Source organism: Herbidospora galbida (assembly GCF_005233835.1).
Taxonomy (GTDB): Bacteria; Actinomycetota; Actinomycetes; order Streptosporangiales; family Streptosporangiaceae; genus Herbidospora; species Herbidospora galbida.
This window is the reverse complement of sequence record NZ_SZQA01000037.1, coordinates 43,172-66,868: the sequence shown is the minus strand read 5'-3', so window position 1 is coordinate 66,868 and position 23,697 is coordinate 43,172. Positions and strand designations below refer to the sequence as shown.

The 23,697-nt window shown below is 71.4% G+C and carries 20 protein-coding genes; 13 read left to right on the top strand and 7 right to left on the bottom strand.

The genetic code is table 11. From position 1 onward, the window contains the following. Positions 1-37 precede the first annotated feature (37 nt). Both FDA94_RS31025 and FDA94_RS31020 read left to right on the top strand, forming a co-directional pair. Positions 38-979, top strand: coding sequence for a COX15/CtaA family protein (locus FDA94_RS31025; RefSeq protein WP_246060243.1), 942 nt, complete (start codon positions 38-40; stop codon positions 977-979). Positions 980-985: 6 nt separating this feature from the next. Next, a complete protein-coding gene (locus FDA94_RS31020; protein WP_246060242.1) occupies positions 986-1,651 on the top strand; it encodes a SanA/YdcF family protein in 666 nt (221 codons plus the stop codon). Positions 1,652-1,767: 116 nt separating this feature from the next. Here the strand turns inward: FDA94_RS31020 and FDA94_RS31015 are convergent, their stop codons facing one another. The 5 genes from FDA94_RS31015 to FDA94_RS30995 all read right to left on the bottom strand — a co-directional run bounded on the left by FDA94_RS31015 (position 1,768) and on the right by FDA94_RS30995 (position 8,619). Continuing rightward, on the bottom strand, positions 1,768-3,042 hold the full coding sequence (locus FDA94_RS31015) for a lytic polysaccharide monooxygenase (RefSeq protein WP_137250612.1): 1,275 nt from the start codon (positions 3,040-3,042) through the stop codon (positions 1,768-1,770). A 174-nt stretch (positions 3,043-3,216) separates the two neighbouring features. Then, positions 3,217-3,648 carry a cellulose binding domain-containing protein gene (locus FDA94_RS31010; RefSeq protein ID WP_137250611.1) on the bottom strand — a complete coding sequence of 144 codons (432 nt, stop codon included), beginning with the start codon at positions 3,646-3,648 and terminating at the stop codon, positions 3,217-3,219. A gap of 114 nt (positions 3,649-3,762) precedes the next feature. Beyond that, positions 3,763-6,366: a M14 family zinc carboxypeptidase gene (locus FDA94_RS31005; protein ID WP_246060241.1), complete on the bottom strand. Its 2,604-nt coding sequence runs from the start codon at positions 6,364-6,366 to the stop codon at positions 3,763-3,765. A 132-nt stretch (positions 6,367-6,498) separates the two neighbouring features. After that, positions 6,499-7,659, bottom strand: a complete 1,161-nt coding sequence (locus FDA94_RS31000) for a PrsW family intramembrane metalloprotease (protein ID WP_137250610.1) — start codon at positions 7,657-7,659, stop codon at positions 6,499-6,501. Between the two features lie 36 nt (positions 7,660-7,695). Beyond that, complete coding sequence (locus tag FDA94_RS30995) at positions 7,696-8,619, bottom strand: heme o synthase (protein ID WP_062340442.1); 924 nt, start codon at positions 8,617-8,619, stop codon at positions 7,696-7,698. 257 nt (positions 8,620-8,876) lie between these two features. Between FDA94_RS30995 and tkt the strand changes: the two genes are divergently transcribed. The 8 genes from tkt (at position 8,877) to FDA94_RS30955 (ending at position 19,107) form a co-directional block, all read left to right on the top strand. Further along, positions 8,877-10,979 carry a transketolase gene (gene tkt, locus FDA94_RS30990; RefSeq protein ID WP_170991204.1) on the top strand — a complete coding sequence of 701 codons (2,103 nt, stop codon included), beginning with the start codon at positions 8,877-8,879 and terminating at the stop codon, positions 10,977-10,979. 2 nt (positions 10,980-10,981) lie between these two features. Next, complete coding sequence (gene tal / locus FDA94_RS30985) at positions 10,982-12,088, top strand: transaldolase (RefSeq protein WP_137250609.1); 1,107 nt, start codon at positions 10,982-10,984, stop codon at positions 12,086-12,088. A 3-nt stretch (positions 12,089-12,091) separates the two neighbouring features. Beyond that, the gene (locus tag FDA94_RS30980; protein WP_137250608.1) at positions 12,092-13,705 is read left to right on the top strand and encodes a glucose-6-phosphate isomerase; all 1,614 of its coding nucleotides are present in this window, start codon (positions 12,092-12,094) and stop codon (positions 13,703-13,705) included. A gap of 50 nt (positions 13,706-13,755) precedes the next feature. Beyond that, positions 13,756-15,363: a glucose-6-phosphate dehydrogenase gene (gene zwf, locus FDA94_RS30975; protein WP_137250607.1), complete on the top strand. Its 1,608-nt coding sequence runs from the start codon at positions 13,756-13,758 to the stop codon at positions 15,361-15,363. Then, a complete protein-coding gene (locus tag FDA94_RS30970) occupies positions 15,360-16,265 on the top strand; it encodes a glucose-6-phosphate dehydrogenase assembly protein OpcA (RefSeq protein WP_137250606.1) in 906 nt (301 codons plus the stop codon). The genes zwf and FDA94_RS30970 overlap by 4 nt, the downstream gene beginning before the upstream one ends. A gap of 64 nt (positions 16,266-16,329) precedes the next feature. After that, entirely contained in the window at positions 16,330-17,058 is a 729-nt protein-coding gene (pgl, locus tag FDA94_RS30965) for a 6-phosphogluconolactonase (protein ID WP_137250605.1), read from the top strand. Positions 17,059-17,261: 203 nt separating this feature from the next. Then, complete coding sequence (locus FDA94_RS30960) at positions 17,262-18,149, top strand: dioxygenase family protein (RefSeq protein ID WP_137250604.1); 888 nt, start codon at positions 17,262-17,264, stop codon at positions 18,147-18,149. 1 nt (position 18,150) lies between these two features. Then, a complete protein-coding gene (locus FDA94_RS30955) occupies positions 18,151-19,107 on the top strand; it encodes a quinone oxidoreductase family protein (protein WP_137250603.1) in 957 nt (318 codons plus the stop codon). On the opposite strand, the gene FDA94_RS30950 is transcribed toward FDA94_RS30955, so the two are convergent. Further along, positions 19,094-19,843, bottom strand: coding sequence for a hypothetical protein (locus FDA94_RS30950; protein ID WP_137250602.1), 750 nt, complete (start codon positions 19,841-19,843; stop codon positions 19,094-19,096). The two genes, FDA94_RS30955 and FDA94_RS30950, sit on opposite strands and share 14 nt — an antisense overlap. Before the next feature lie 23 nt (positions 19,844-19,866). Between FDA94_RS30950 and FDA94_RS30945 the strand changes: the two genes are divergently transcribed. Beyond that, the gene (locus tag FDA94_RS30945) at positions 19,867-20,373 is read left to right on the top strand and encodes a GNAT family N-acetyltransferase (protein WP_137250601.1); all 507 of its coding nucleotides are present in this window, start codon (positions 19,867-19,869) and stop codon (positions 20,371-20,373) included. Between the two features lie 37 nt (positions 20,374-20,410). Continuing rightward, positions 20,411-21,028, top strand: a complete 618-nt coding sequence (locus FDA94_RS30940) for a Clp protease N-terminal domain-containing protein (RefSeq protein WP_137250600.1) — start codon at positions 20,411-20,413, stop codon at positions 21,026-21,028. Positions 21,029-21,086: 58 nt separating this feature from the next. On the opposite strand, the gene FDA94_RS30935 is transcribed toward FDA94_RS30940, so the two are convergent. After that, positions 21,087-22,118, bottom strand: coding sequence for a GNAT family N-acetyltransferase (locus tag FDA94_RS30935; RefSeq protein ID WP_137250599.1), 1,032 nt, complete (start codon positions 22,116-22,118; stop codon positions 21,087-21,089). A 189-nt stretch (positions 22,119-22,307) separates the two neighbouring features. On the opposite strand from FDA94_RS30935, the gene FDA94_RS30930 reads away from it, so the two are divergent. Continuing rightward, positions 22,308-23,696 carry an NAD(P)/FAD-dependent oxidoreductase gene (locus tag FDA94_RS30930; RefSeq protein WP_137250598.1) on the top strand — a complete coding sequence of 463 codons (1,389 nt, stop codon included), beginning with the start codon at positions 22,308-22,310 and terminating at the stop codon, positions 23,694-23,696. Position 23,697 lies beyond the last annotated feature (1 nt).

Below are 23,697 nucleotides of genomic sequence, written 5' to 3'. Positions count from 1 at the left end.
AGAGGGACCGCCCCCCACCGCACCTAGCATTGACGCCGTGAAGCGTCTCTTCTCCTCCGTCTGGACCCCTGCCGCCCGTGACATGCGGGCCTGGGCGCTGGCGGCGGTCGTGGTCAACGCGGGCATCACCGTCACGGGCGCGGCGGTGCGGCTCACGGGATCGGGGCTCGGCTGCCCGACCTGGCCCCGGTGCACCGCCGACAGTTTCGTCCCGGTCCCCCATCCGGACCACTCGCCGATCAACACCGCGATCGAGTTCGGCAACCGCATGTTCAGCCTCCTGGTGCTGGCGGTCGCCATCGCGGTGTTCCTGGCCGCGTGGAGGCTGAGGCGGCGTTCGCTGATCCCGCTGGCGCTGGTCCAGCCGCTCGGCGTGGTCTTCCAGGCGCTCTGGGGCGGGCTGGTGGTGCGGACCGCGCTCAACCCGGTCACCGTGAGCGTCCACTTCCTGGTGTCGATCGGGATGATCGCGGCGGCGTACATGCTGTTCGCCCGGTCGACCGAGGGCGACGGGCCCACCGTGCCCGTCGTCCATCCGTGGATCGTCACGCTGGGCCGGGTGCTGACCGGGGCCATGCTCGTCCTCCTGGTCGCGGGCGTCGTCACCACGGGCACCGGCCCCCACTCCGGCGACGAGCGGGCCAGCCGCTTCGACTTCGACATCGAGGTCGTGGCCCGCATCCACGCCGACGTCGTGTGGGTGGTCGTCGGGCTGAGCTTCGCCCTGCTGTTCGCCCTCTACCTGACCAAGGCGCCCGAGCGGGCCAGGAAGGCGGCACTGATCCTGTTCGGCGTGGAGATCGCGCAGGGGATCATCGGGTACGTCCAGTACTTCCTCGCCGTCCCCGCCCTGCTGGTCGGGTTCCACGTGCTCGGGGCGGCCCTCGTGTGGATCGCCACGCTGCGGGTGGTGCACACGCTGCGGGAGCGCAGCGAGATCACCGAGTTCGCGAACCGCGAGAGCGTCGCCCGCGTCTGACCCTTCGTGAAACGAGCCGTTTTCCGGGGCGCCGTCGCGGCCAGCCTGGCCGCCCTGGCGCCCATGACGTGGGCGTGGCTGTCGAGTGACGGCCACCGCATCGACACCAACGACCCCGGCTGGACCGCCGGGGTCCCGGCCGCGCCGGTCGCGCTGGTGCTGGGCGCGGGGGTGGTCGGCGACTGGCCGACCGCGATGCTGCGCGACCGCCTCGACATCGGCGCGGCGCTCTACCGGGCCGGGAAGGTCAGGGCGCTGCTGCTGTCGGGCACCAACCACGTCAAGGAGTACGACGAGCCCACGGTCATGCGCGACTACCTGCTGGCCAAGGGCGTCCCGGCCGGGGCGCTCGTGCTCGACTACGCGGGCCTCGACACCTGGGACTCCTGCGTACGCGCCAAGAAGATCTTCGGCGCGTCCCGGGTGACCGTGGTCACCCAGACCTTCCACCTCCCCCGCGCGGTGACCCTCTGCCGGGAGGCCGGCCTGGCCACGTTCGGCGTCGGCGACGACTCCCAGCGCAAGTACGCGCTGACGACCTACGTCTACGCGGCCCGTGAGTTCTTCGCCACCGGCAAGGCGTTCCTCGACTCGGTCGTGCTCAAGTCCGACCCCACGTTCCTGGGGCCCTACGAGAGCTCCCTCGACACCGCGCTGGCGAAACGTTCATAGATCGACCTGCGCGGACGTGACCGCGCGTGGCCGGAGATGGGGACCGCCGGTTACCATTCCCGGGACCTCGTGACCGCGGAAGCCCGCCACGCCCTGTCGTGGCGGGCTTCGCGCGTCTACCGGCAGGTGCCGGCCGTGACCGTCGGGGTGCCGCCGCCGCTGAAGTTCGAGAGGAAGCCGATCACGATCGTGCCGCCCGGCGGGATCGTGGTGTTCCACGACATCGGCCGGAACGTCAGCGTCGTGCCGCTCTGCGTGTAGGCGGCGTTCCAGGCCGAGGTGACCGTGGTGCCGAAGGCGACGGTCGCGGTGGCCGTCCACGAGGAGATCGGGGTCGAGCCGGTGTTGCGGATGGTCACGCTGCCCTGGAAGCCGCTGTTCCAGGCGCTCGCGATGCCGGCCGTCACGGTGCACGAGCCGGGGGTGGGCGTCGGGCTGGGGCTGACCGGCGGGCACGACGGCGCCGGAGTCGGCGCGCCGGGCTCACATCCGGCCGGGAACGACGGGCTGGGGCTGGGGCTCACCGGCGGGCACGACGGCGCCGGAGTCGGCGCGCCAGGCTGGCACCCGGCCGGGAACGACGGGCTCGGGCTCACCGGCGGGCACGACGGCGCCGGAGTCGGCGCGCCGGGCTGGCACCCGGCCGGGAACGACGGGCTCGGGCTGACCGGCGGGCACGACGGCGCCGGAGTCGGCGCGCCGGGCTGGCATCCGGCGGGGAACGACGGGCTGGGTGTGGGGGTCGCGGTGCCGCCGAAGACCACGTCGGAGCAGCTGTAGAAGGTCTCGGCGCTGTCGCTGCGGGTCCAGACGGCGTAGATGATGTGCCTGCCGGTCCGGACCGGGAGGGTGGCGGTCCAGCGGTAGGCGCCGTTGTCGAGCGCGGGCTGCGGGTCGGCGGTGAAGAAGGGGTTCTCCTCCATCATCGACCAGGTCAGCGGCTGGCTCGGGTCGTAGCCCTGCTTGGTGACGTAGAGGCGGAACGCGCCGGGGTGGGGCACCCAGGCGCCGTAGACGAAGTTGTAGCTGGCGCCCGAGGTCAGGTTGGTCGAGGGCCAGTCGGTGCGGGGCTGGTCGTAGGCGGCGTACTTGGTGTTGCCGCCGGAGCAGAGCTGCCCGTCGGGGATGTAGCCCCGGGTGCGGCCGGCGCCGTCGGAGCGCAGCACGCCGTACCAGTCGTAGAGGGGCTGGGTGCCGCCCTGGGCGACGGCGGCGGCGCAGGCGGCGTTCTTCGGGATGATCTGGCCGCCGGTCAGGCCGTCGACGTAGCACGCGTAGGTGCGGCTGGCCGGATTGGTGGTGGCGCCGTGGGCCTGCGCCGACGGCGATGCGACGACCATCGCCACGAGTGCCGCCAAGGCGGCCACCACGGCGATCAGGGGTCGGGTCACGATGCGGTCCTCTCGGTCGGGGGCATGCGTGGTACGCCCTCCGGAAAGACGGCCCACCCGGAAACAGGGGGCCCGATGACCTGCGTGACGATCCGGACGATGACACCGGCCCGGCCGGGGCGTCGAGGAGACGGCCCGGCCCGGGGCGCTGACCAGGGGAAACCCCTGAACGTTTCAGCCGCAGTAGATGTCGGCGATGGTGGGGGCCTCTTTCGCGTCGCCCTTGAAGCCGGCGACCTCGGTCGCACCCGGCTTGAGCACCTTGTTCCACTTCTCGGCGTGGATCATCACCGAGGGGCCGCTCTGCATCCACGTGCCGTTCCACGACTGGGTGATCTTGGCCTCCAGCGGGACGTTCCACTGGACGTACCAGTCGTTGATCGGCGCCGTGCCGGTGTTGGTGATCTTGGCCTCACCCTGGAAACCCCCAGGCCAGGTGGTGATCAGCTTGACGTCGGCGGTGCACTTGGAGGCCGCGACGGCGGGCGACGGCGAGGGGTGGAAGTGGACCGCCTCGGCGGGTCTCCCCATGATCCGCCAGGCGATCAGCGCCGCCCCGGCGACCAGGACGAGGACGGCAAGGGCGGTGAGGGAGTTTCTCTTCAACGGGGGCCCTCCAGGCGTGACGGATCGACGATCGTCACGTGGGTTCGGGCCCGCCGGAATTGAAACACGGCCCCCGGCCGGAGCGCCAGGGGCCGTGTCTCGTTCAGTTCACGTCTACTTCACGTCGGCCGCGGAGGACGACCAGTAGAGCGCCTTGGCCACCTGGGCGAACAGGCCCTTGGGGTGGTTGCGGAACATCGGCTCGGTGCCGAACATGACCACGGCCGCGCCGCGCTCGTCCCGGCCGCTGACCACGGCCGCCTGGCCGCGGGCGGCGTCCTGGCCGCCGGTGCCGTTGGCGTTGGCCCGCCAGTGGCCGCTGACCAGCGGGCCGTCGGTCGCGTACGCCTGCTCGACGCGGACCTCCGAACCGAGGCCGGTGAACCAGCGCGGCGAGTAGACGAACGAGTTGGCGGGGGCGTCGCCGCCGACCGGGCCGCCCGGCGAGGTCACCTTCACCACGCCGTTGGCGTCGCTGCGACCGGCGACCGAGGTCACGGTGAGCAGGCCGGCGGCGCCGTTGAAGGTCGCGCCGGTGCTGCCGCGGGTGACCACGCCGCCCGTCGTCAGGTAGGCGTCGAGCGCGGCCTTGGCCTCGGCGTTGAGCTGGGCGTAGTTGAGGCCGCTGGAGACGAAGAGCACGTCGGTCGCGCTCCAGTCGAACCCGGCGTTCAGCACGGCCGTCGACACCGGCGTGACCTGGAAGCCCAGCTCACGCAGGGTGAACAGCTCGTCGGCCGAGACCGCGGCGGCGATCCGGACCTGGCCGAGCTTGGCGCCTGCGGCCTTGTCTGCGACGCCGAAGGTGACGCCGTACTTGCGGGCGACGCCCTCGGCGGCGCGGCGGGCCGAGGCTGGGATCACGGCGGTGCCGCTGTCCGCCCAGGTGACCTGGACGCCCTGGCCGAGCAGCTCGTTGACGGCCTGGATCTCGCGGCCGTCGGTGACCCGCAGCGACAGCGAGCGGTTCGTCCACGGCACGGAGCCGTCGAGGTCGGCCCGGTCGACGGTCTTGGCGTCGGCCCGCAGGGAGCCGACCGAGTCGACCGTCGCGCCCCAGAGCAGGGCGTGGCTCCAGCCGGAGATGTCGTACATGGAGTCGACGCGCGGGGTGATGTCGGCGCCCGGCTCCAGCATCACGTTCGCGATGCCGCGCTTGGGCTGGTGCATGTCGACGATGTAGGAGCCCTCGGCGTACCACTTGCCGTTGGCCTGGAAGGCCCGCTTGGCCCGCTCGACCCGCACGTCGTTGGCGATCAGGTGGTCGACCAGGCGCGCGGCGGCGGTGGCCGAACGCTGCCCGTCGCCCGCCGGGATCACGTAGGCGCGCGGGAAGGTGGTGTTGTAGACGTCCTCCGGGCCGAAGCCGGGCACGATGTCCAGCGGCACCTGCTTGGAGGCCTCACCGGCGGCGCCCCGGCGGAACACCTCGATCTGGTCGGCGATCAGCTGGTCGTGGCGCTCCTGCACGAAGGTGTACGTCGCCCGCATCACCGCCGCCGCGATGTTGGTGTTGATGGCCGAGCGGCGCCGCAGCTCCTCCACCGGGAGGTTGGCGTAGTCGGCGTTGTTGACCCGCATCGGGAACTCGATGGTGTGCGAGGCCACCGCGCCCTGGAAGGGGGCGTACTGCGGGGTGAAGATCGGAGGCCAGTCGTCCCAGCCCTCGGCGTCGTCGCGGAACGGGATGGTCGGCGGGTTCACGCCGTCCTTCTCGGGCGTGTAGCCCAGGCCCAGCACCGCCTGCTCCATGGCCAGGCCGTTGGCGTAGGTGTTCTTGATGAACACGTCGTACTCGTAGTTGGCGCCGTGCGGCGGGGTCGTCGGCTCGATGAGGGTGCCGTTGACGTAGCCGTGCAGGTCGATCATGGCGACCGGCTGGGTGTCGATCATGACCTGGCGCATCGCCTGGACCTCGGGCTGCGAGGCGGTGATGAAGTCGCGGTTCATGTCGAAGCCGGCGCCGTTGGCGCGGGTGTTGCCGAACCGGCCGTCGGGGTTGGCGGTGACGTTGAAGTAGAGCCGGGTGCGGTTCAGCAGGTCGACGATCTTCTTGTCGTTGCTGGTGGCCAGCTCCTCGATCACGCGCAGGGCGGCGTCGGTGCCCTCCCACTCGTTGCCGTGGATGTTGTTGTTGATGAAGACCGGCGCCTTGTACTTCCCGGGCAGCTTGCGGTCCTTGGCGGCCTTGGCCGAGTCGTTCTCGATCCGGTCGCGGATCGCGTCCTGCTCGCGGGCCTGGTGCTTGCTCTCGGGCGCGGTGACCGTCACGAGGTAGAGGTCGCGGCCCTGGTGGGAGGTGGCGATGATCTCGACGCTGACGCGGTTGCTGCGGGCCTGGAGGGCGTTCAGCTTGCCGGCGATGGCGTGGTAGGGCGTCAGGCCCAGCTTGATGGAGGCGTCGGCCGGGTTCTCGGCGGGAACCGGCAGGCGGGTCTGGCGGGGGTAGCCGCGCTCCTTGTCCTTGAAGTCGCGGAAGAAGGGGAACTGCCTGAGCCGCTCGGCGGCGGCAGCGGGGGTCGTGTCGCCCGCCAGGGCGCGTAACGTGGCGGCGGCCGGATCGGCGACGCCGGCGGCCTCCTCGTTGCGCTCGGGACCGTTGCCGAAGTCGCGGGTGGTCACCCCGGGCGGCGGGGTCGGCTCGGCGGAGGCCGAACCCGTCGGAACGAGGAGCGTGGCCGCGACGGCGACGCTCAGGAGGGCGGTGGGGGCACGCAACAGAGAACCTCCGTGATCAGAGTGCGTGCCTTAATTCGTAGTGATCAAATGTGAAATAACACAAGATTTGTAACTGAGGCGACACCGAATCCGTGTGAACCTGTCACCGGAAGCCCTCTTGACAGGAAGATTTCAAGCCCAGGGCGGCGGTACGGTCACGCGCGGCGGCGGCACCGGGAACATGCCCCGCGAGTAGGCCATCAGGTCGGCCAGCGACCGCTGGGTGGTGAGGAAGTCGGCCTCGGAGACCCCGCCGCGCACCGCCCGCTCATGCAGCAGCCCGAGCTCGGTGGCGGCCAGCTGGTAGTCGCTCATCGCCTGCTGCCCGCGCCGGCCGCCGTGCTGCCGGGCCCACTTGCGGGCCTCCCGCCGGTGCTTCAGCGAGGAGAGCATGACGACGTCGGCGGCCGTGATCAGCCCGGTGCGCTCGTAGGGCGGCAGGTAGTGCTGGATCATGCCGACCACCCGCTTCCGGTCGCGCACGATGACCCACAGCTCCACGAAGAGCAGCGCCATCAGTATCAGATAGGCCACGATCAGCCCGTTGAAGCCCGCGAACGAGGCGAACCCGTTCCAGAGGCCGTGCAGGATCATCGCGCCGATCCAGCCGAGGACCACCATCCAGACCCCGCGCGCGCCCCGGTTCTGCGGCTGGGCGGCGTAGGCGACCGCGATCCCGATCAGCGAGGTGAACAGCGGGTGGGCCAGCGGTGAGAGCACCCCGCGCAGCACCACCGTGGCGGCCAGGCCCTCGGGGCCGTTCTCGGTGAGGGCCGCCAGGTAGTAGCTGACGTTCTCGGACATCGCGAAGCCCAGGCCCACCATGCTGGCGTAGATGATGCCGTCGGTCGGGCCGTCGAGCTCCTGCCGCCGGTAGCGCAGGAGGCCGACCAGCACCAGCCCCTTCATCGACTCCTCGACGAGCGGGGCGCCGAAGGTGGCGACGTAGTTGCGGGCGCCCTCGGGGTCGCCCAGCGCGTTCTCGACGTAGATCAGGTTGAGCGAGTTGAGCAGGCCGGCGAACAGCACCGCGATCCCGGCGCCCCACATGAAGGCGAAGATCAGGTTGCTGCGCGGCTCGGGCTCCATGCGGTCGAGCGCCAGCACCCCCGCCAGCAGCAGCGGGACGGGCGCGATCGCCGCCGCCAGCGCGATGAAGAACTCGACCGGGTCGCCGTTGAGGATGTCGAACGAGAACGACACGGTCGCGCAGATGCCCGCCACCACAAGCCCGATGATGAGCCCGAAGGACGGGCGCCCCCTCAACACCGATCGCGGATCCAGGCTCGCCATTCCGTGAGCGTAACGGAACCTCGACGCGCTGTCCGCTCAGGCGATCAGGGAGTCGATCGCCACGGCCAGGAACAGCAGCGCCAGGTAGATGTTCGACCAGTGGAAGAACCGCATCGGGCGCAGGTCGACGCCGGTCTTGCCCGCCTTCAGGCGGTGGCGCAGGGCGTACACCTCGAACAGGCAGGCGGCGCCCAGGACGGCCGCGACGGCGGGGTAGAACAGGGAGGTCCCGGCCACCGGCCACAGCAGCAGCGAGCAGACCACGGTCGCCCACGTGTACCAGATGACCTGCTTCACGACCGTGGCCTCGGAGGCCACCGTCGGGAGCATCGGCACCTTCGCGGCGGCATAGTCCTCTCGGTAGCGCATGGCGAGCGTCCAGGTGTGCGGCGGCGTCCAGAAGAACACCACGCCGAACAGCACGACCGGCGCCCACGACATGCCGCCGGTGATGCCGGCCCAGCCGATCAGCACGGGCATGCACCCGGCGATGCCGCCCCAGACGATGTTCTGCGACGTGCGCCGCTTCAGGAACATCGAATAGACCAGGACGTAGAAGAGGATCGCCCCCAAGGACAGGGCGGCGGCCAGCCAGTTCACGGTCAGGCCGAGGCCCAGCGTGGAAGCCGCGCCCAAAATCACGCCAAAAGTGAGCGCGCCCCTCGGGGACACCGTGTGACGGGCCAGCGGGCGGCGCCGGGTGCGGCGCATCACCTCGTCGATGTCGCGGTCGATGTAGCAGTTCAGCGCGTTGGCGCTGCCTGCCGACAGGGTGCCGAACACCATGGTGTTGATCGCGAGCCACAGGTCGGGAAGGCCCTTGGCGGCGAGGAACATGACCGGCAGCGTCGTGATCAGGAGCAGCTCGATGATCCGCGGCTTGGTCAGCGCCACATAGGCCCGGATGACCTCGCCTGCGCCGCGGCGAACCGCGGCGGGGGCCATCGCTTCGTTCTTCATGAGCACCGTCAAGGCGCTTCCAGCACGTGCGGGGTCAACGCGTAACCTCGGGATTAGAGCGGGATCTCCGGGCAGCAGCCGGAACTAGGGAAATCACTGTAGTGGGACGGGCCCGTGGTCCCTGAATCGGGGCTGCTCACCCACCCCCTGATCGTTTGGGGGGTGCCTACCAGACGGTACGCATCCGCACCCGTTAGGGTCCCGTGTGGGCGGGAACGCCTGAACCGCGTGAGTGTAAACAAGAGGGGATCGAGCGAGTGAGCAGTGCTGGTCTTGAGTGGAGCGACCTCGATCGGCAGGCCGTCGACGTGGTGCGCGCCCTGGCGATGGACGCTGTCGAGAAGGCGGGCTCGGGACACCCCGGTACGGCGATGAGCCTGGCCCCCGCCGCCTACCTGCTGTTCCAGAAGACGATGCGACACGACCCGACCGATTCCCACTGGGTGGGTCGTGACCGATTTGTACTGTCCTGTGGTCATTCGAGTCTGACACTGTACATCCAGCTTTACCTGTCCGGTTACGGTCTGAGCCTCGACGACATCAAGGCCCTGCGCACCTGGGACAGCCTGACCCCCGGTCACCCCGAGCACGGCCACACGCTCGGCGTCGAGACCACCACCGGCCCGCTGGGCCAGGGCATCGGCAACGCCGTCGGCATGGCCATGGCGGCCCGCCGCGAGCGCGGCCTCTACGACCCCGACGCCGCCCCCGGCACCTCCCCCTTCGACCACCACATCTGGTGCGTGGCCTCCGAAGGCGACATCGAAGAGGGCATCAGCCACGAGGTCAGCGCCCTGGCCGGCCACCAGCGCCTGGGCAACCTGACCGTGGTCTTCGACTCCAACCACATCTCCATCGAGGACGACACCCAGATCGCCCTCTCCGAAGACGTGGTGGCCCGCTACGAGGCCTACGGCTGGCACACCCAGACCGTCGACTGGACCCAGACCGGCGACTACGTGGAGGACGTCGCCGCCCTCCACGCCGCTCTGGAGGCCGCCCGCGCCGAGACCGACCGCCCCTCGTTCATCCGGCTGCGCACGATCATCGGCTGGCCGGCCCCGAACAAGCAGAACACCGGCAAGATCCACGGTTCGGCGCTGGGCGCCGACGAGATCGCCGCCACCAAGAAGATCCTCGGCATGGACCCGAACGAGTCGTTCGTCGTCCCGGTGGCCGTGCTGGAGCACGCCCGCGGCGTCGTCGAGCGCGGCCGGGCCGCCCACGCCGAGTGGGACAAGGGCTACCAGGAGTGGCGCGCCGCCAACCCCGAGCGGGCCGCCCTGCTCGACCGGCTCAGCGCCAAGGAGCTGCCCATCGGCTGGACCGGGGCGCTGCCGACCTTCGAGGCCGGTGGCTCCATGGCCACCCGCAAGGCGTCCGGTGAGGTGCTGAGCGCCCTGGCGCCGGTGCTGCCCGAGCTGTGGGGCGGTTCGGCCGACCTGGCCGAGTCGAACAACACCACGATGAAGGGCGAGCCGTCGTTCATCCCCGAGGAGTTCCAGACCAAGGAGTTCCCCGGCGGGCCCTACGGCCGCACCCTCCACTTCGGCATCCGCGAGCACGGCATGGGCGCCATCCTCAACGGCATCGCCCTGCACGGCGGCACCCGCCCCTACGGCGGCACCTTCCTGGTCTTCAGCGACTACATGCGCCCCGCGGTGCGCCTGGCCGCGCTGATGAAGCTGCCGGTCACCTACGTCTGGACGCACGACTCCATCGGCCTCGGCGAAGACGGCCCGACGCACCAGCCGATCGAGCACCTGTGGGCGCTGCGCGCGATCCCGGGCCTCGACGTGGTCCGCCCGGCCGACGCCAACGAGACCGCCGCCGCCTGGCGGATCATCATGGAGCACAACGACCGCCCGGCCGCGCTCGCGCTGACCAGGCAGAACCTGCCGGTCTACGCCGGCACCGCCGACGCGACCAAGGTGGCCAAGGGCGGCTACGTGCTTGAAGACGCCTCGAACGGGCAGCCGCAGGTCGTCATCATCGGCACCGGCTCCGAGGTCGAGATCGCCGTCGGAGCCCGCAAGAGCCTCGAGGCGCAGGGCATCCCGACGCGCGTCGTCTCGATGCCGTGCGTCGAGTGGTTCCACGCGCAGGACGCCGCCTACCGGCAGGAGGTCCTGCCACCGAATGTTCACGCGCGGGTCGCCGTCGAGGCGGGAATCGCGCTGGGCTGGCGCGAGTTCGTAGGAGACGATGGCGTCGTGGTGAGCCTGGAGCACTTCGGCGCCTCGGCCCCCTACAGGACCCTCTACGAGCAGTTCGGCCTCACGGCGGAGCGCGTGGCCGCGGCGGCGAAGGCCTCGCTCGCCAAGACCGGCGCCGACAAGGGCGAGACGACGGGAAACTGAATATGAGTGAGAACCTTTCCAAGCTGACCAAATTCGGCGTGTCGATCTGGCTCGACGACATCAGCCGTGAGCGCCTGCGCACCGGCAACCTCGCGGCCCTGATCCGCGAGAAGAACGTGACCGGTGTCACCTCCAACCCGACGATCTTCGCGTCCGCGCTGAGCAAGGGCGACGCCTACGAGACCCAGCTGCACGACCTCGCGGTCCGCAAGGTCTCGGTCGACGAGGCCGTGCGCGCGATCACCACGTTCGACATCCGCTGGGCCGCCGACGTGCTGCGCCCGGTCTACGACGCCACCTCCGGCGTCGACGGCCGCGTCTCCATCGAGGTCGACCCCCGCCTGGCCCGCGAGACCGAGGCGACCATCGCCGAGGCCCGCGCCCTGTGGTGGCTCGTCGACCGGCCGAACCTGTTCATCAAGATCCCGGCGACCCTCGAGGGCCTGCCCGCGATCACCGCGGCCATCGCCGAGGGCATCAGCGTCAACGTCACGCTGATCTTCTCCCTCGAGCGCTACCGCGCGGTCATGGACGCCTGGCTCGACGGCCTGGAGCAGGCCAAGGCCAAGGGCCTCGACCTGTCCCAGATCGAGTCGGTGGCCTCGTTCTTCGTCAGCCGCGTCGACTCCGAGATCGACTCCCGGCTCGACAAGATCGGCACCCCCGAGGCGCTGGAGCTCAAGGGCAAGGCCGCCGTCGCCAACGCGCGCCTGGCCTACGCCGCCTTCGAGGAGGTCGTGAACACCCCGCGCTGGCAGGAGCTGCGCGCGGCCGGGGCGCGTCCCCAGCGCCCGCTGTGGGCCTCCACGGGCACCAAGAGCCCCGACTACCCCGACACGCTCTACGTCGACGAGCTCGTCACCGCCGGCACCGTCAACACGATGCCGGAGAAGACGCTGAACGCCGTGGCCGACCACGGCCGTATCTCGGGCGACACGATCCGTCCGTTCTACGAGGCCGCCTGGAACGCCATGGCCGCCCTCAAGAGCGTCGGCATCGACTACGACGACGTCGTGAAGGCGCTCGAGGACGAAGGCGTCGACAAGTTCGCCGTCTCGTGGAACGAACTGCTGGAGACCGTCACCACCGAGCTGGGGAAGGCCCGATAACTCATGGCGGTAGAGGTGACCCTGGGTCACGCGGCTGAGGCCGCGGCGGCCGTCAAGGACAAGCTGGTCGCCGAGGGCGTGCCGGCCGCTCTCGCGGCGGGCGACTCGACCCTCTGGGGGCCCGAGGCGCAGACCGAGGCGGCGATCCGCCTCGGCTGGCTGACCCTGCCCACCACCAGCCGGGAACTGCTTCCCGAGCTGACCAAGCTGGTGGAGCGGGTGCGGGCCGAAGGGCTCGACCACGTCGTGCTGGCCGGCATGGGCGGCTCGTCGCTGGCGCCCGAGGTCATCTGCGCGACCGAGGACGTGCCGCTGACCGTGCTCGACACCACCGACCCCGGCCAGGTGCTGCGCGCCCTGGGCGAGCGGCTGGAGAACACGGTCGTGGTGGTCGCGTCGAAGAGCGGCGGCACCGTCGAGACCGACAGCCACCGCCGGATCTACGAGAAGGCCTTCCGCGACGCCGGCATCGACCCGGCCGACCGGATCGTCGTCGTGACCGACCCGGGTTCACCTCTGGAGAAGACCGCCGCCGAGGCGGGTTACCAGGTCTTCCTGGCCGACCCCAACGTCGGCGGGCGTTACAGCGCGCTCAGCGCGTTCGGCCTGGTGCCGAGCGCGCTGGCCGGCGCCGACGTCGTGAAGCTGCTCGACGACGCCGCCGAGGTCGCCCCGTCGCTGGCCCGGAACGAGGGCAACCCCGGTCTCGAGCTGGGCGCGCTTCTGGGCGCCCAGGCGCTGGCCGGCCGCGACAAGCTGATCCTGCGCGACGCGCTGTCCGACATCACCGGGCTGCCCGACTGGATCGAGCAGCTCATCGCCGAGTCGACCGGCAAGTCGGGCAAGGGCATCCTGCCCGTCGTCGGCGCCGACTCGGCCGAGGCCGCCGACCAGTTCTCGGTCGACATCGGCCCCGAGGGCGACGTCCACGTCGACGGCCCGCTGGGCGCGCAGTTCCTCGTGTGGGAGTACGCCACCGCGATCGCCGGCCGCGTGCTGGAGATCGACCCCTTCAACCAGCCCAACGTGGCCGAGTCGAAGGAGAACACCGCCAAGATCCTCCAGGGCAGGCCCGAGAGCGCCTACCCCGTCGTGGTCGACGGGCCGGTCGAGGTCTACGGCGACGTCGGCGAGAACTGCGACAACCTGGCCGACGTGCTCACCTGGGTGCTGCGGGAGATCCCCGAGAACGGCTACCTGGCGATCATGGCCTACCTCGACCGGGAGGCGGCCTTCGACGCCGCGATCCTGGGCGGAGGCGACTTCGAGCAGACGACCGAGGCGTGGGCCGCGGCCGACGTCGCGACGCTGCGCAACCTGCTCGACTACCGCACCGACCACGCCGTCACCTTCGGGTGGGGGCCCCGGTTCCTGCACTCCACGGGCCAATACCACAAGGGTGGCCCGCAGGTCGGAGTGTTCCTGCAGATCACCGGCGTCAACAGCGACGACGTGGAGGTTCCCGGCCGGCCCTACGGCCTGGCCGAGCTCCAGCTCGCGCAGGCGCTGGGCGACCTCGGGGCGCTCCAGTCGCGGGGGCGTCCGACCGTGCGCCTCCACCTGACCGACCGGCGGGCGGGCGTCGCCCATCTGCTCTCGGTCGCCGAGGAGCTCTGACCTGATGCATGAGATCAAAACGGAGCCGTCGCACAGGAGGGCGCCGAATGATGTCTGAAAACGAGCCCGCCGCCCTCGCCGACGAGACCCAGGTCTCGACCACGGCCATAGCGGAGGTCGCGGTCACCGACCAGACCATCGCCGAGAACCCGTTGCGCGACCCGCGTGACAAGCGGCTGCCCCGGGTGGCCGGGCCGTGCGTCCTGGTGCTGTTCGGCGTCACGGGCGACCTGGCCAAGCGCAAGCTGCTGCCGGCGATCTACGACCTGGGCAACCGCGGCCTGCTGCCGCCGGGCTTCTCCCTGGTCGGCTTCGCCCGCCGCGACTGGGCGCACGAGGACTTCGCCAACGTCACCTACGAGGCCGTCAAGGAGCACGCCCGGACCCCGTTCCGGGAGGAGGTCTGGAAGCAGATCTCCGAGGGCATCCACTTCTGCCCGGGAGAGTTCCACGACGACGGCGCGTTCGACTGCCTGTCGATGATGCTGAAGGAGATCGACGAGACCCGGGGCACGGGCGGCAACTACGCCTTCTACCTGTCGGTCCCGCCGAAGTTCTTCCCGACGGTCGTCGAGCAGCTCAAGCGCACCGGTCTGGCGCAGCACCCCGACGGGTCGTGGCGCCGCGTGGTGATCGAGAAGCCGTTCGGCCACGACCTGGCCAGCGCGCAGGACCTCAACCGCATCACCAGCGCGGTCTTCCCGGAGAGCTCGGTCTTCCGGATCGACCACTACCTGGGCAAGGAGACGGTCCAGAACATCCTGGCCCTGCGCTTCGCCAACAACCTCTACGAGCCCATCTGGAACCGCAGCTTCGTCGACCACGTGCAGATCACGATGGCCGAAGACATCGGCATCGGTTCGCGGGCGGGCTACTACGACGGCATCGGCGCGGCCCGTGACGTCATCCAGAACCACCTGCTCCAGCTCCTGGCGCTGGTCGCGATGGAGGACCCGACGTCCTTCGACGCCAACTCGCTGCGCCGCGAGAAGGAGAAGGTCCTCAAGGCGGTCCGGCTGCCCGACGACCTGGCGACCGGCGCGATCCGGGGCCAGTACACCGCCGGCTGGCAGGGCGGTGACAAGGTCATCGGCTACCTCGAGGAAGACGGCATCCCGAAGGACTCGCTGACCGACACCTACGCCGCCATCAAGCTCGAGGTGGCCAACCGCCGCTGGGCCGGGGTGCCGTTCTACCTGCGCGCGGGCAAGCGCCTGGGCCGCCGGGTGACCGAGGTCGCCGTGGTGTTCCAGCGGGCGCCGCACCTGCCGTTCAGCAAGGACGACACCGAGATCCTCGGCCAGAACGCCCTGGTCATCCGCGTCCAGCCCGACGAGGGCATCACGGTGCGGTTCGGGTCGAAGGTGCCCGGCACGGCCATGGAGGTCCGCGACGTGTCCATGGACTTCGCCTACGGCGAGTCGTTCATGGAGAGCAGCCCCGAGGCCTACGAGCGGCTGCTGCTGGACGTCCTGATCGGCGACCCGCCGCTGTTCCCGCACCAGCGGGAGGTGGAGCTGTCCTGGCAGATCCTCGACCCGATCGAGGAGTACTGGGCCACCCACGGCCGCCCCGAGGGCTACCCGGCCGGCACGTGGGGTCCCGCGGGCGCCGACGAGATGCTCGCCCGCGACGGACGTGTCTGGAGGCGGCTGTGACCAGTTTCAACCTGACCGCGACCACCGCCTCGAAGATCAGCTCCGCGCTGACCAAGCTCCGCCACCAGATGGGCGCCCCTGCCGTCGGCATGGTGCTCACGCTCGTGGTGGTCTCCGACGAGGCGGGCCAGTACGACGCGGTGCGCGCCGCCACCGACGCGGCGCGCGAGCACCCGTCGAGGATCCTGGTGGTGATCCGGCGCGACGCCCGCGAGGGCGACCGGCTCGACGCGGAACTGCGCGTCGGCGAGTCCTCGCCCGGCGAGGTCGTCATCCTGCGCCTCTACGGCGAGCTGACCAAGCACGCCGACTCGGTGCTCAGCCCGCTGCTGCTGACCGACACCCCGGTGGTGGTCTGGTGGCCGGCCGACGGGCCGTCCGCGCCGGCGAAGGACCCGGTCGGGCACCTCGCCACCCGGCGGATCGTCGACGCCCGCACCGCCCACGACGGCGCCAAGGTCATCGCCTCGCGCTGGGCGGGCTACGTCCCGGGCGACACCGACCTGGCCTGGACCCGCCTCACGCCGTGGCGGTCGCTCCTGGCGGCGGCGTTCGACCTGCCCGTGGGGCCGGTCACGGGCGGCATCGTCGAGGCGACGGCCGGGCACCCCAGTGCCTGCCTGCTGGCGTCGTGGCTGTCCGACAAGCTCGGCGCCGACATCGCCGTCGGCGAGTCGGAGGGCCCCGGCCTGACCGCCGTGCGGCTGACGCTGGCCAAGGGCGGCGAGCTGTCGCTGGTCCGCGGCGACGCGCGGCTGGCGACCCTGTCGCGGCCGGGACAGCCCGACCGCAACGTCGCGCTGGCCCGCCGCACCGAGTCGGAGCTGCTGGCCGAGGAGCTGCGGCGGCTCGACCCCGACGAGATCTACGCGGGCGCGCTGAAGAACCTCGCCGGACAATAAGATCGTCAACCGCCCGTCTCCCCTTCCGGGAGACGGGCGGTTTCTCTTTTATCGGAGGTACGTCATGAGCGCAGTCCCCTTCGTCGTGGTCCACCCGGACCCGGCCGTCCTGGCCCAGGCCGTGGCGGCCCGGCTGATCACGAGGCTGACCGACGTGCAGACGGAGCGGGGGACGGCGTCGGTCGTGCTGACCGGCGGCACGATCGGCATCGCCACGCTGGCCGCCGTGGCCGCCTCCCCGGCCCGCGACGCGGTCGACTGGCGCGCGGTGGACGTCTGGTGGGGCGACGAGCGGTTCGTCCCCGCCGACTCCCCCGACCGCAACGAGAAGCAGGCCCGCGAGGCCCTGCTCGACGTGCTCGACCTGGACCCGGAGCGGGTCCACCCGATGCCCGCTTCCCATGCGGGCCTGTCCGCCGAGGAGGCCGCCGACCGGTACGCCGCCGCCCTGGGCTCCGGGGTGGCCTTCGACGTCCTGATGCTGGGCATGGGCCCCGACTCCCACGTGGCCTCCCTGTTCCCCGGCCACCCGGCGCTCCACGAGAACGACCGCCTGGTCGTGGCCGTGCACGACTCCCCCAAGCCACCGCCCACGCGGGTGTCCCTGACCTTCCCCGCCATCCAGGCGGCGCGCGAGGTCTGGGTGATCGCGTCGGGCGCCGAGAAGGCGGCCGCGGTGCGGGTCGCCCTGACGTGCGACCAGCTCGCCGCCCCGGCGGCGGGCGCGCGCGGGGTGGAGAAGACCCTGTTCCTGATCGACCGGGCCTCGGCCGCCGAGATCCCCGGCCAGTAGCCCGGCGGGTAAAGCCGGGATTTGCCGGGCGGGGGCCCGCGCTTGACCGGGCCCCGAGCCCGGCCTTGCGGCGGCGCGACGCCGCGAGAACCCCTCCTGCCCGGCGTTGTGGCCGCTTTTACGCGGCCCGCCCCGCGTCCGAGAACCCTCTTCTGACCTGCGGATAGTGTCGTTTGAGTGGTCCACGGACGAGGGGAGGGATCATGTCGATCGACCTGACCGAGGACACGATCACCAAAGAGGTGCAGAGCACCTTCGACGGCTGTCACGACCCGCGCACCCGCGAGTTGTTCGTCGAGCTGGTGCGGCATCTGCACGACTTCGCCCGGGAGACGCGGCTCACCGGCGACGAGTGGTTCACCGCGATGGACTTCCTGGAGCGCGTCGGCAAGATCACTACGCTCACGCGCCAGGAGTTCGTGCTGCTCTCCGACATCCTCGGGCTGAGCGTCCTGGTCGACCTGATCAACGAGCACCACGGGCCGCACACCACCGACAGCACCCTGCTCGGCCCCTTCTACGTCGAAGGACGCCCGGAGGCCCCCAACGGCGCCGACATCTCCGGCGGGGTGCCGGGCACGCCCCTGTTCTTCACCGGCCGGGTCCTCGGGCCGGACGGCGGTCCCCTCTCCGGGGTCAGGGTCGACACCTGGCACAGCGACGGCGAGGGGCACTACGACGTCCAGCAGGAAGAGCGGCTGCACGGCCGCCCGGCCATGCGGGCCCTGCTGACCACCGACGACGACGGCCGGTTCTGGTACCGGTCGATCGCGCCGCGGTTCTACCCGGTGCCGGTCGACGGGCCGTGCGGGGAGATCATGCGGGCCGCCGGACGCTCGGCGATGCGGCCCGAGCACCTCCACTTCCGGCTGCACGCCGACGGCTACCGGCCCCTGATCACCATGCTGTTCCGGCGCGACGACCCCTACCTCGACCAGGACGCCGTCTTCGCGGTCAAGCGGTCGCTGGTCGTCGACTTCGTCCACCGCGAGCCCGGGACCGCGCCCGACGGGACCGAGGTCGGCGAGCCGTTCCAGACCGTCGACTGGACCTTCACGCTCACCCCGGCCGGGCCGGAGAGGAGGCCGTGACATGCGCGCCCTGCGCTTCACCCGTTACGGCTCGCCCGCCGACGTCCTGGAGATCGTCGACGTCACCGAGCCCGAGCTGAACGGCGGCGACGCCCTCGTCTCGATCAGGGCCGCCTCGGTCACCCCGTCGGACCTGAAGACCGTCTCCGGCTACGTCCCGGGCACCTCGCTGCCCCGCGTCCCGGGCCGCGACTTCGCCGGGGTGGTCGTCGGCGGGCCGCACGACTGGATCGGCGCGGAGGTGTGGGGCACCGGCGGCGACCTGGGGTACACCCGCGACGGCTCGCACGCCGAACTCGTCGTGGTCCCGGTCTCGGCGCTGATCCGCAAGCCCGAGAGGCTCACCTTCGCCGAGGCCTCGGTCCTCGGGGTCAACTTCGTCGTCGGCTGGCTCGGCGTCGTCGAGACCGCCCTGCTGGAGAAGGGGGAGACGATCGCGATCTTCGGGGTCAACGGCGGCGTCGGCTCGGCGGTGGCGCAGATCGCCCGCGTCCGGGGGGCGAGGGTCATCGGGATCGACCGGAAACCTCCGGTGGACGAGGCGGCCCTCGACGACTTCGTCCTGCTGCACGGCGACGTCGCCCCCGAGGTGCGGCGGCTGACCCGGGGCGCCGGCGCCGAGGTCGTGTACGACGCCGTCGGCGGGGTCACCACCTCCTCGGCCCTGGCCTGCCTGGCCCACCAGGGCAGGCTCGTCGTCATCGCCTCGACCGGAACGCGCAAGGTCGAGATCGACCTGCCCGACTTCTACCACCGGGAGGTGCGCATGCTGGGCCTGGACACCCGGCGGCTCGGCGCCGTCCGGTGCGCCGAACTGCTCGGCCAGATCACGTCCCACCTGGAGTCGGGCGAGTTCCGGCCGCCGCCCATCGCGTTCACCTTCGGCCTGGAACTGGCCGGCGACGCCTACGAGGCGGTCGCGAAGCGGCCTCCGGGGCGGGTCGTCATCTGTCCGTAGAGGCGCGTCTCAGCGCGCTTTCTGCGTCGGTGAGCGCCTGCCGGGCCTTGGCCTCCTCCTTTCTGACGACGTCGTGGCGCTGCTCGGCCGCCGACGCCCGTTTGCGCGCCTCGGTCAGGGCGCGCTCCGCCCCGGCGACGCCGTCGAGCGCCTCGTCGCGTTCGGCGACGGCCGGTCCCAGCTGGTCGGCCCATTCCGCGTGGCGGTCCCGCGCCGTCGCCACGGCCGCCTCGGCCGCGGCCCGGATCGACGGGTCGGGCGCGGCGGGCTTGCGGCGTACGGAGGACGAAGGAGGGACGGCCGTGGGCACGAAGCCGCTGTAGCTCAGGGCCCCCGCCAGCCGCCCCGAACGGACCAGGGCGGCCGCCTCGGCGTCGATCACGGCGGCGTCGAGGGTCTGCTCCAGCTCGGCCGGCGAGATCGACCGGCCGGCGGCCTTGAGCACCAGGCGGGAGACGGCGGCCACGGCGGCGGAGCGGCGCGGGCCGAGGGCGGCCAGGGCGTCGCCGTCGCCGGAGGCCCAGGCGGTCCGCATCTCCTCCCCCACGGCCAGGAGTTCGCCGATCTCCGAGGGATGTGAGCGCACCACCTGGTTGACCGCCCACGCCAGCACGGTGGGCTTGCGCAGCTTCCCGATCTCCTTGTCGCCGGTCTCCTTGACGAGCCGGTTCCGCGCGGCGGTGAACTCTTCCGGGGGCAGGGCGTAAAGCTGGTCGGCAGCCTCTTCACGGTTCACGGAGAGGTCATACCCTGGCCCGCATGACCGAGTTGCGCGGAGACCGGCTGACCCTCCGCCCGATCGCCCCGTCGGACGCGCCGTGGCTGCTGGTCCACTGGAACGAGCCGAGCGTGCGGCGGCACCTGTTCGACGACTCGCTCGTCTCGGCGGCGCTGGTGGCCGAGATCGTGGGCGACAGCCGTGAGGACTTCGACACCCACGGCTACGGCCTGTGGGCGATCGTCCACGACCACGAGATCGGGGTGTGCGGGCTGCGCACCACCGACGACCACGCGGCCGAGCTCCTTTACAGTGTAGATCCGAAATGGCAGGGCCGGGGGCTGGCGCTGGAGGCGGCCCGCCTGGTGGTCGGGTTCGCCTTCGAGACCCGGGGCGCGCCCGAGGTGGTGGCCGAGACCGACGCCGCCAACACCGCCTCGCAGCGGCTGGCCGAGAAGCTGGGCATGATCCGCACCCGGACCCGGATCGGCGAGCACGGGCCCGTCCACGTCTACACGCTTCGCGCGCCCGCCGTTTCCGGCGCATAGTGGGGGCAGTCCCCCACACTCCACACGGAGGAAACCCGTGTTCGAGCGCTTCACCGACCGCACCCGCCAGGTCGTCGTCCTGGCCAACCAGGAAGCCCGGGAACTGCAGCACCCCTACATCGGCGTCGAGCACATCGTGCTGGGGCTGATCAACGAAGGACAGGGCCTGGCCGGCCAGGCGGTCGCCGAATGCGGCGCGCGGCTCGACGAGATGAGGGCCGTCGTCGTCCGCCTCACCGGCCCGTCCGACCCCGACGCGCCGACGCCGGGCCACATCCCCTTCACCCCACGGGCGAAGAAGGTCCTGGAGATGTCGCACCTGGAGGCCCTGCGGCGCTACGACAAGCACATCGGCACCGAGCACCTGCTGCTGAGCGCGCTGAACGAGGGCGAGAACGTGGGCGTCCACGCCCTGCGCGAGTGCGGCGTCGAACCCGAGGTGCTCAAACAGGCGCTGATCGGGCGGATGGACGACCAGGCCGCCAAGGACCGGTCGGTGATGGACCGGCTGACCGCGCCCGGCGACGACGCCATCCGCACCACCCTGCGCCGCCACACCGCCGACCGGCAGCTGCTCCGGCAGGTCCTCGACAGCCTCGAGAGCCTCCACCGGCGGCTCGACGCGATGGGTGTGCCGCCCGACCCGGAGAAATGATCATTCCGGTCCGGGGCCCCTGAGCCGCCCCGGACCGGAATGTCTCGTGTGGCGCGGTCTAGGCCGGGACGACCGGCGCCAGCACACCCACGGCGATCCGCGCCTCGACCACACCGGGATCATCGGTGTAGCCCAGCGTGGCGCCGAGGGAGATCAGCAGACTCCGCATGCGCGCGTTGTCGGAGAGCAGCGTGGCCCGCACTTCGGCCAGGCCCAGGTCACGGGCCTCCTCCAGCAGCAACCGGGTCAGGGCGGCCCCGAGGCCGCGGCCCTGCCAGCGATCTTCGACCAGGAGGGTGAACTCGGCGGTGCCGGGTTCGGCGCCGAAGTTCAGGCTGGCCAGCGCGACCACCTGGCCGTCGTACCCGGCCACCAGCGAGTGGCCCTTCGACCGGTCGCAGAGCCGGTCGAAGACCCTCGGGGGCAGGCTGGGGGACGAGGTGAAGTAGCGGAACCTGCGGGTCTCCGGGGAGCAGCGCTCGTGCAGGTCCCGTACGGCCTCGCGGTAGATCGGGGCCAGCGACTTCACCTGCACCTGCGTCCCGTCGCCGAGCGTCACGTCGCGCTCGGCCGAGACGGGGTCGGCCGGCGGCTGGGCCAGCCGGACCAGCGCGGCGGCGCGGGCCGCCTCGGTCATGGTGAAGGGCAGGCCGGTCCGTCGCAGCCGGATCGACCGCCGGGGCGCCACCGGCACCACCAGCAGGGTGGGGTCGGGCAGCTCGCCCTTCACGGCGCCGAACACCCAGCGGGCGTCGTCGGCGCGCAGCAGGTCGCCGAGGATCTCCGGCAGCCGCCACGGCATCGCCCGCAGCCGCGCGGCCAGCAGCAGCACCCGCGTCGGCTCGTCGGTCAGTTCGTGGGCGGTCGCCGGGACGACCTTGACCCGCCGGCCTCCGGCCTCCTCGAGGGCGACCCGCACGTCGTCCGCCGAGGCCGGGATGTCGGCGATGAACTCGTCGACGGTGCCGTCGGAGTCGGGTTGCACGGACAGGCCGAGGATGTTGCCGCCCTTGGCCGCGAGCGCCGACGCCAGTGACGCCAGCCGCCCGGGACGTTCGTCGACCGTCGTCCTGATCCGCAGAAACCCCATAACATCTCTCCCTCCGCTGCGTCCCAGCCTGGGGCAGCGTTGTTACGCATTTGCTACATGGCGGTGTGCCATCCGTTTCGTCATGACAAATTCTGTTAAGACTTCGCATAACGGGGCTCAATACCGCCTTGCGCCACGCGTTCCGTCGTGAGATGCGGCCTAGGTGACGAATAGAGCAGGATTGCCCCTATGAACGCTCCGCTCTCCGATTCCTTCGCCAACGGTGACGTCTCCTATTGGTATCGGGCGCTCGGCGTCCCCGAGCCCGCCCGCCGGCTCGACGGCGACCTGCGGGCCGACGTGGCGATCGTCGGCGGCGGCTACACGGGCCTGTGGACGGCGTACTACCTGGTGAAGGCCGACCCGTCGCTGCACGTCGTGGTCCTGGAGAAGGAGTTCGCCGGATTCGGCGCCTCGGGCCGCAACGGCGGCTGGCTGGCCGGGCTGCTGCCAGGGAGCCCGCGGCGCTACGCCGAGACCCACGGCGCCGAGGCCGCGCGGGCGTTCCAGCGGGAGCTGTTCAGCGCCGTCGACGAGGTCATCTCCGTCTGTACGGCCGAGGGCATCGACGCCGACGTGGTGAAGGGCGGCGTCTTCAACGTCGCCAGGACCCCCGCGCAGGCGCTGCGCCTGGAGCAGGAGGTCGAGGGCCAGCACGCCTGGGGCTGGGGCCCCGAGGACGTGGCCGTGGTGCCCGTGGACGAGCGCATCCGGGTCCAGGGGGCCCTGACGGCCTCCTGGAGCCCTCACTGTGCGCGGGTGCAGCCGGCGAAGCTGGCCAGGGGGCTGGCGGGGGTCGTACAGAACCTGGGGGTGGAGCTCTACGAGGGCACCGAGGTGACCGGCATCGCGCCCGGCCGGGTGACGACGGCGCGCGGCACGGTCCGCGCCGACGTGATCCTGCGCTGCACCGAGGGCTTCACCGCGACGCTGAAGGACAACCACCGCGACTGGCTGCCGATGAACAGCTCCATGATCGTCACCGAGCCGCTCCCCCAGCGCTTCTGGGACGAGGTCGGCTGGCAGGGCCACGAGCTCCTCGGCGACTTCGCGCACTACTACATGTACGCCCAGCGCACCGCCGACGACCGCATCGCCTTCGGCGGCCGGGGCCGCCCCTACCTCTACGGCTCCCGGGTCGACGACCGGGGCCGCACCCACGGCTGGACCGTCGACGCCCTCTGGCGACTGCTGCTCGGCTTCTTCCCCGCCGCCCGCTCGACCACGATCGCGCACGCCTGGTCGGGCGTGCTGGGCGTGCCGCGCGACTGGTGCGCCACCGTGGGCCTGGACCGTTCGACGGGCCTCGGCTGGGCCGGCGGCTACACCGGCCACGGCGTCACCGCCACCAACGTCGCCGGACGCACCCTGCGCGACCTCGTGCTGGGCCGCGACACCGAGCTGACCGCGCTGCCCTGGGTGGGCCGCAGGGTGCGCAAGTGGGAGCCCGAACCCCTGCGCTGGACGGGGGTGCACGCGATGTACCGTCTCTACCGGCTCGCCGACGCCCGGGAGGCCGGGGGCGTGCCCCGCACGTCCGTGCTGGCCAGAATCGCCGACAAGATCACAGGACACTGAA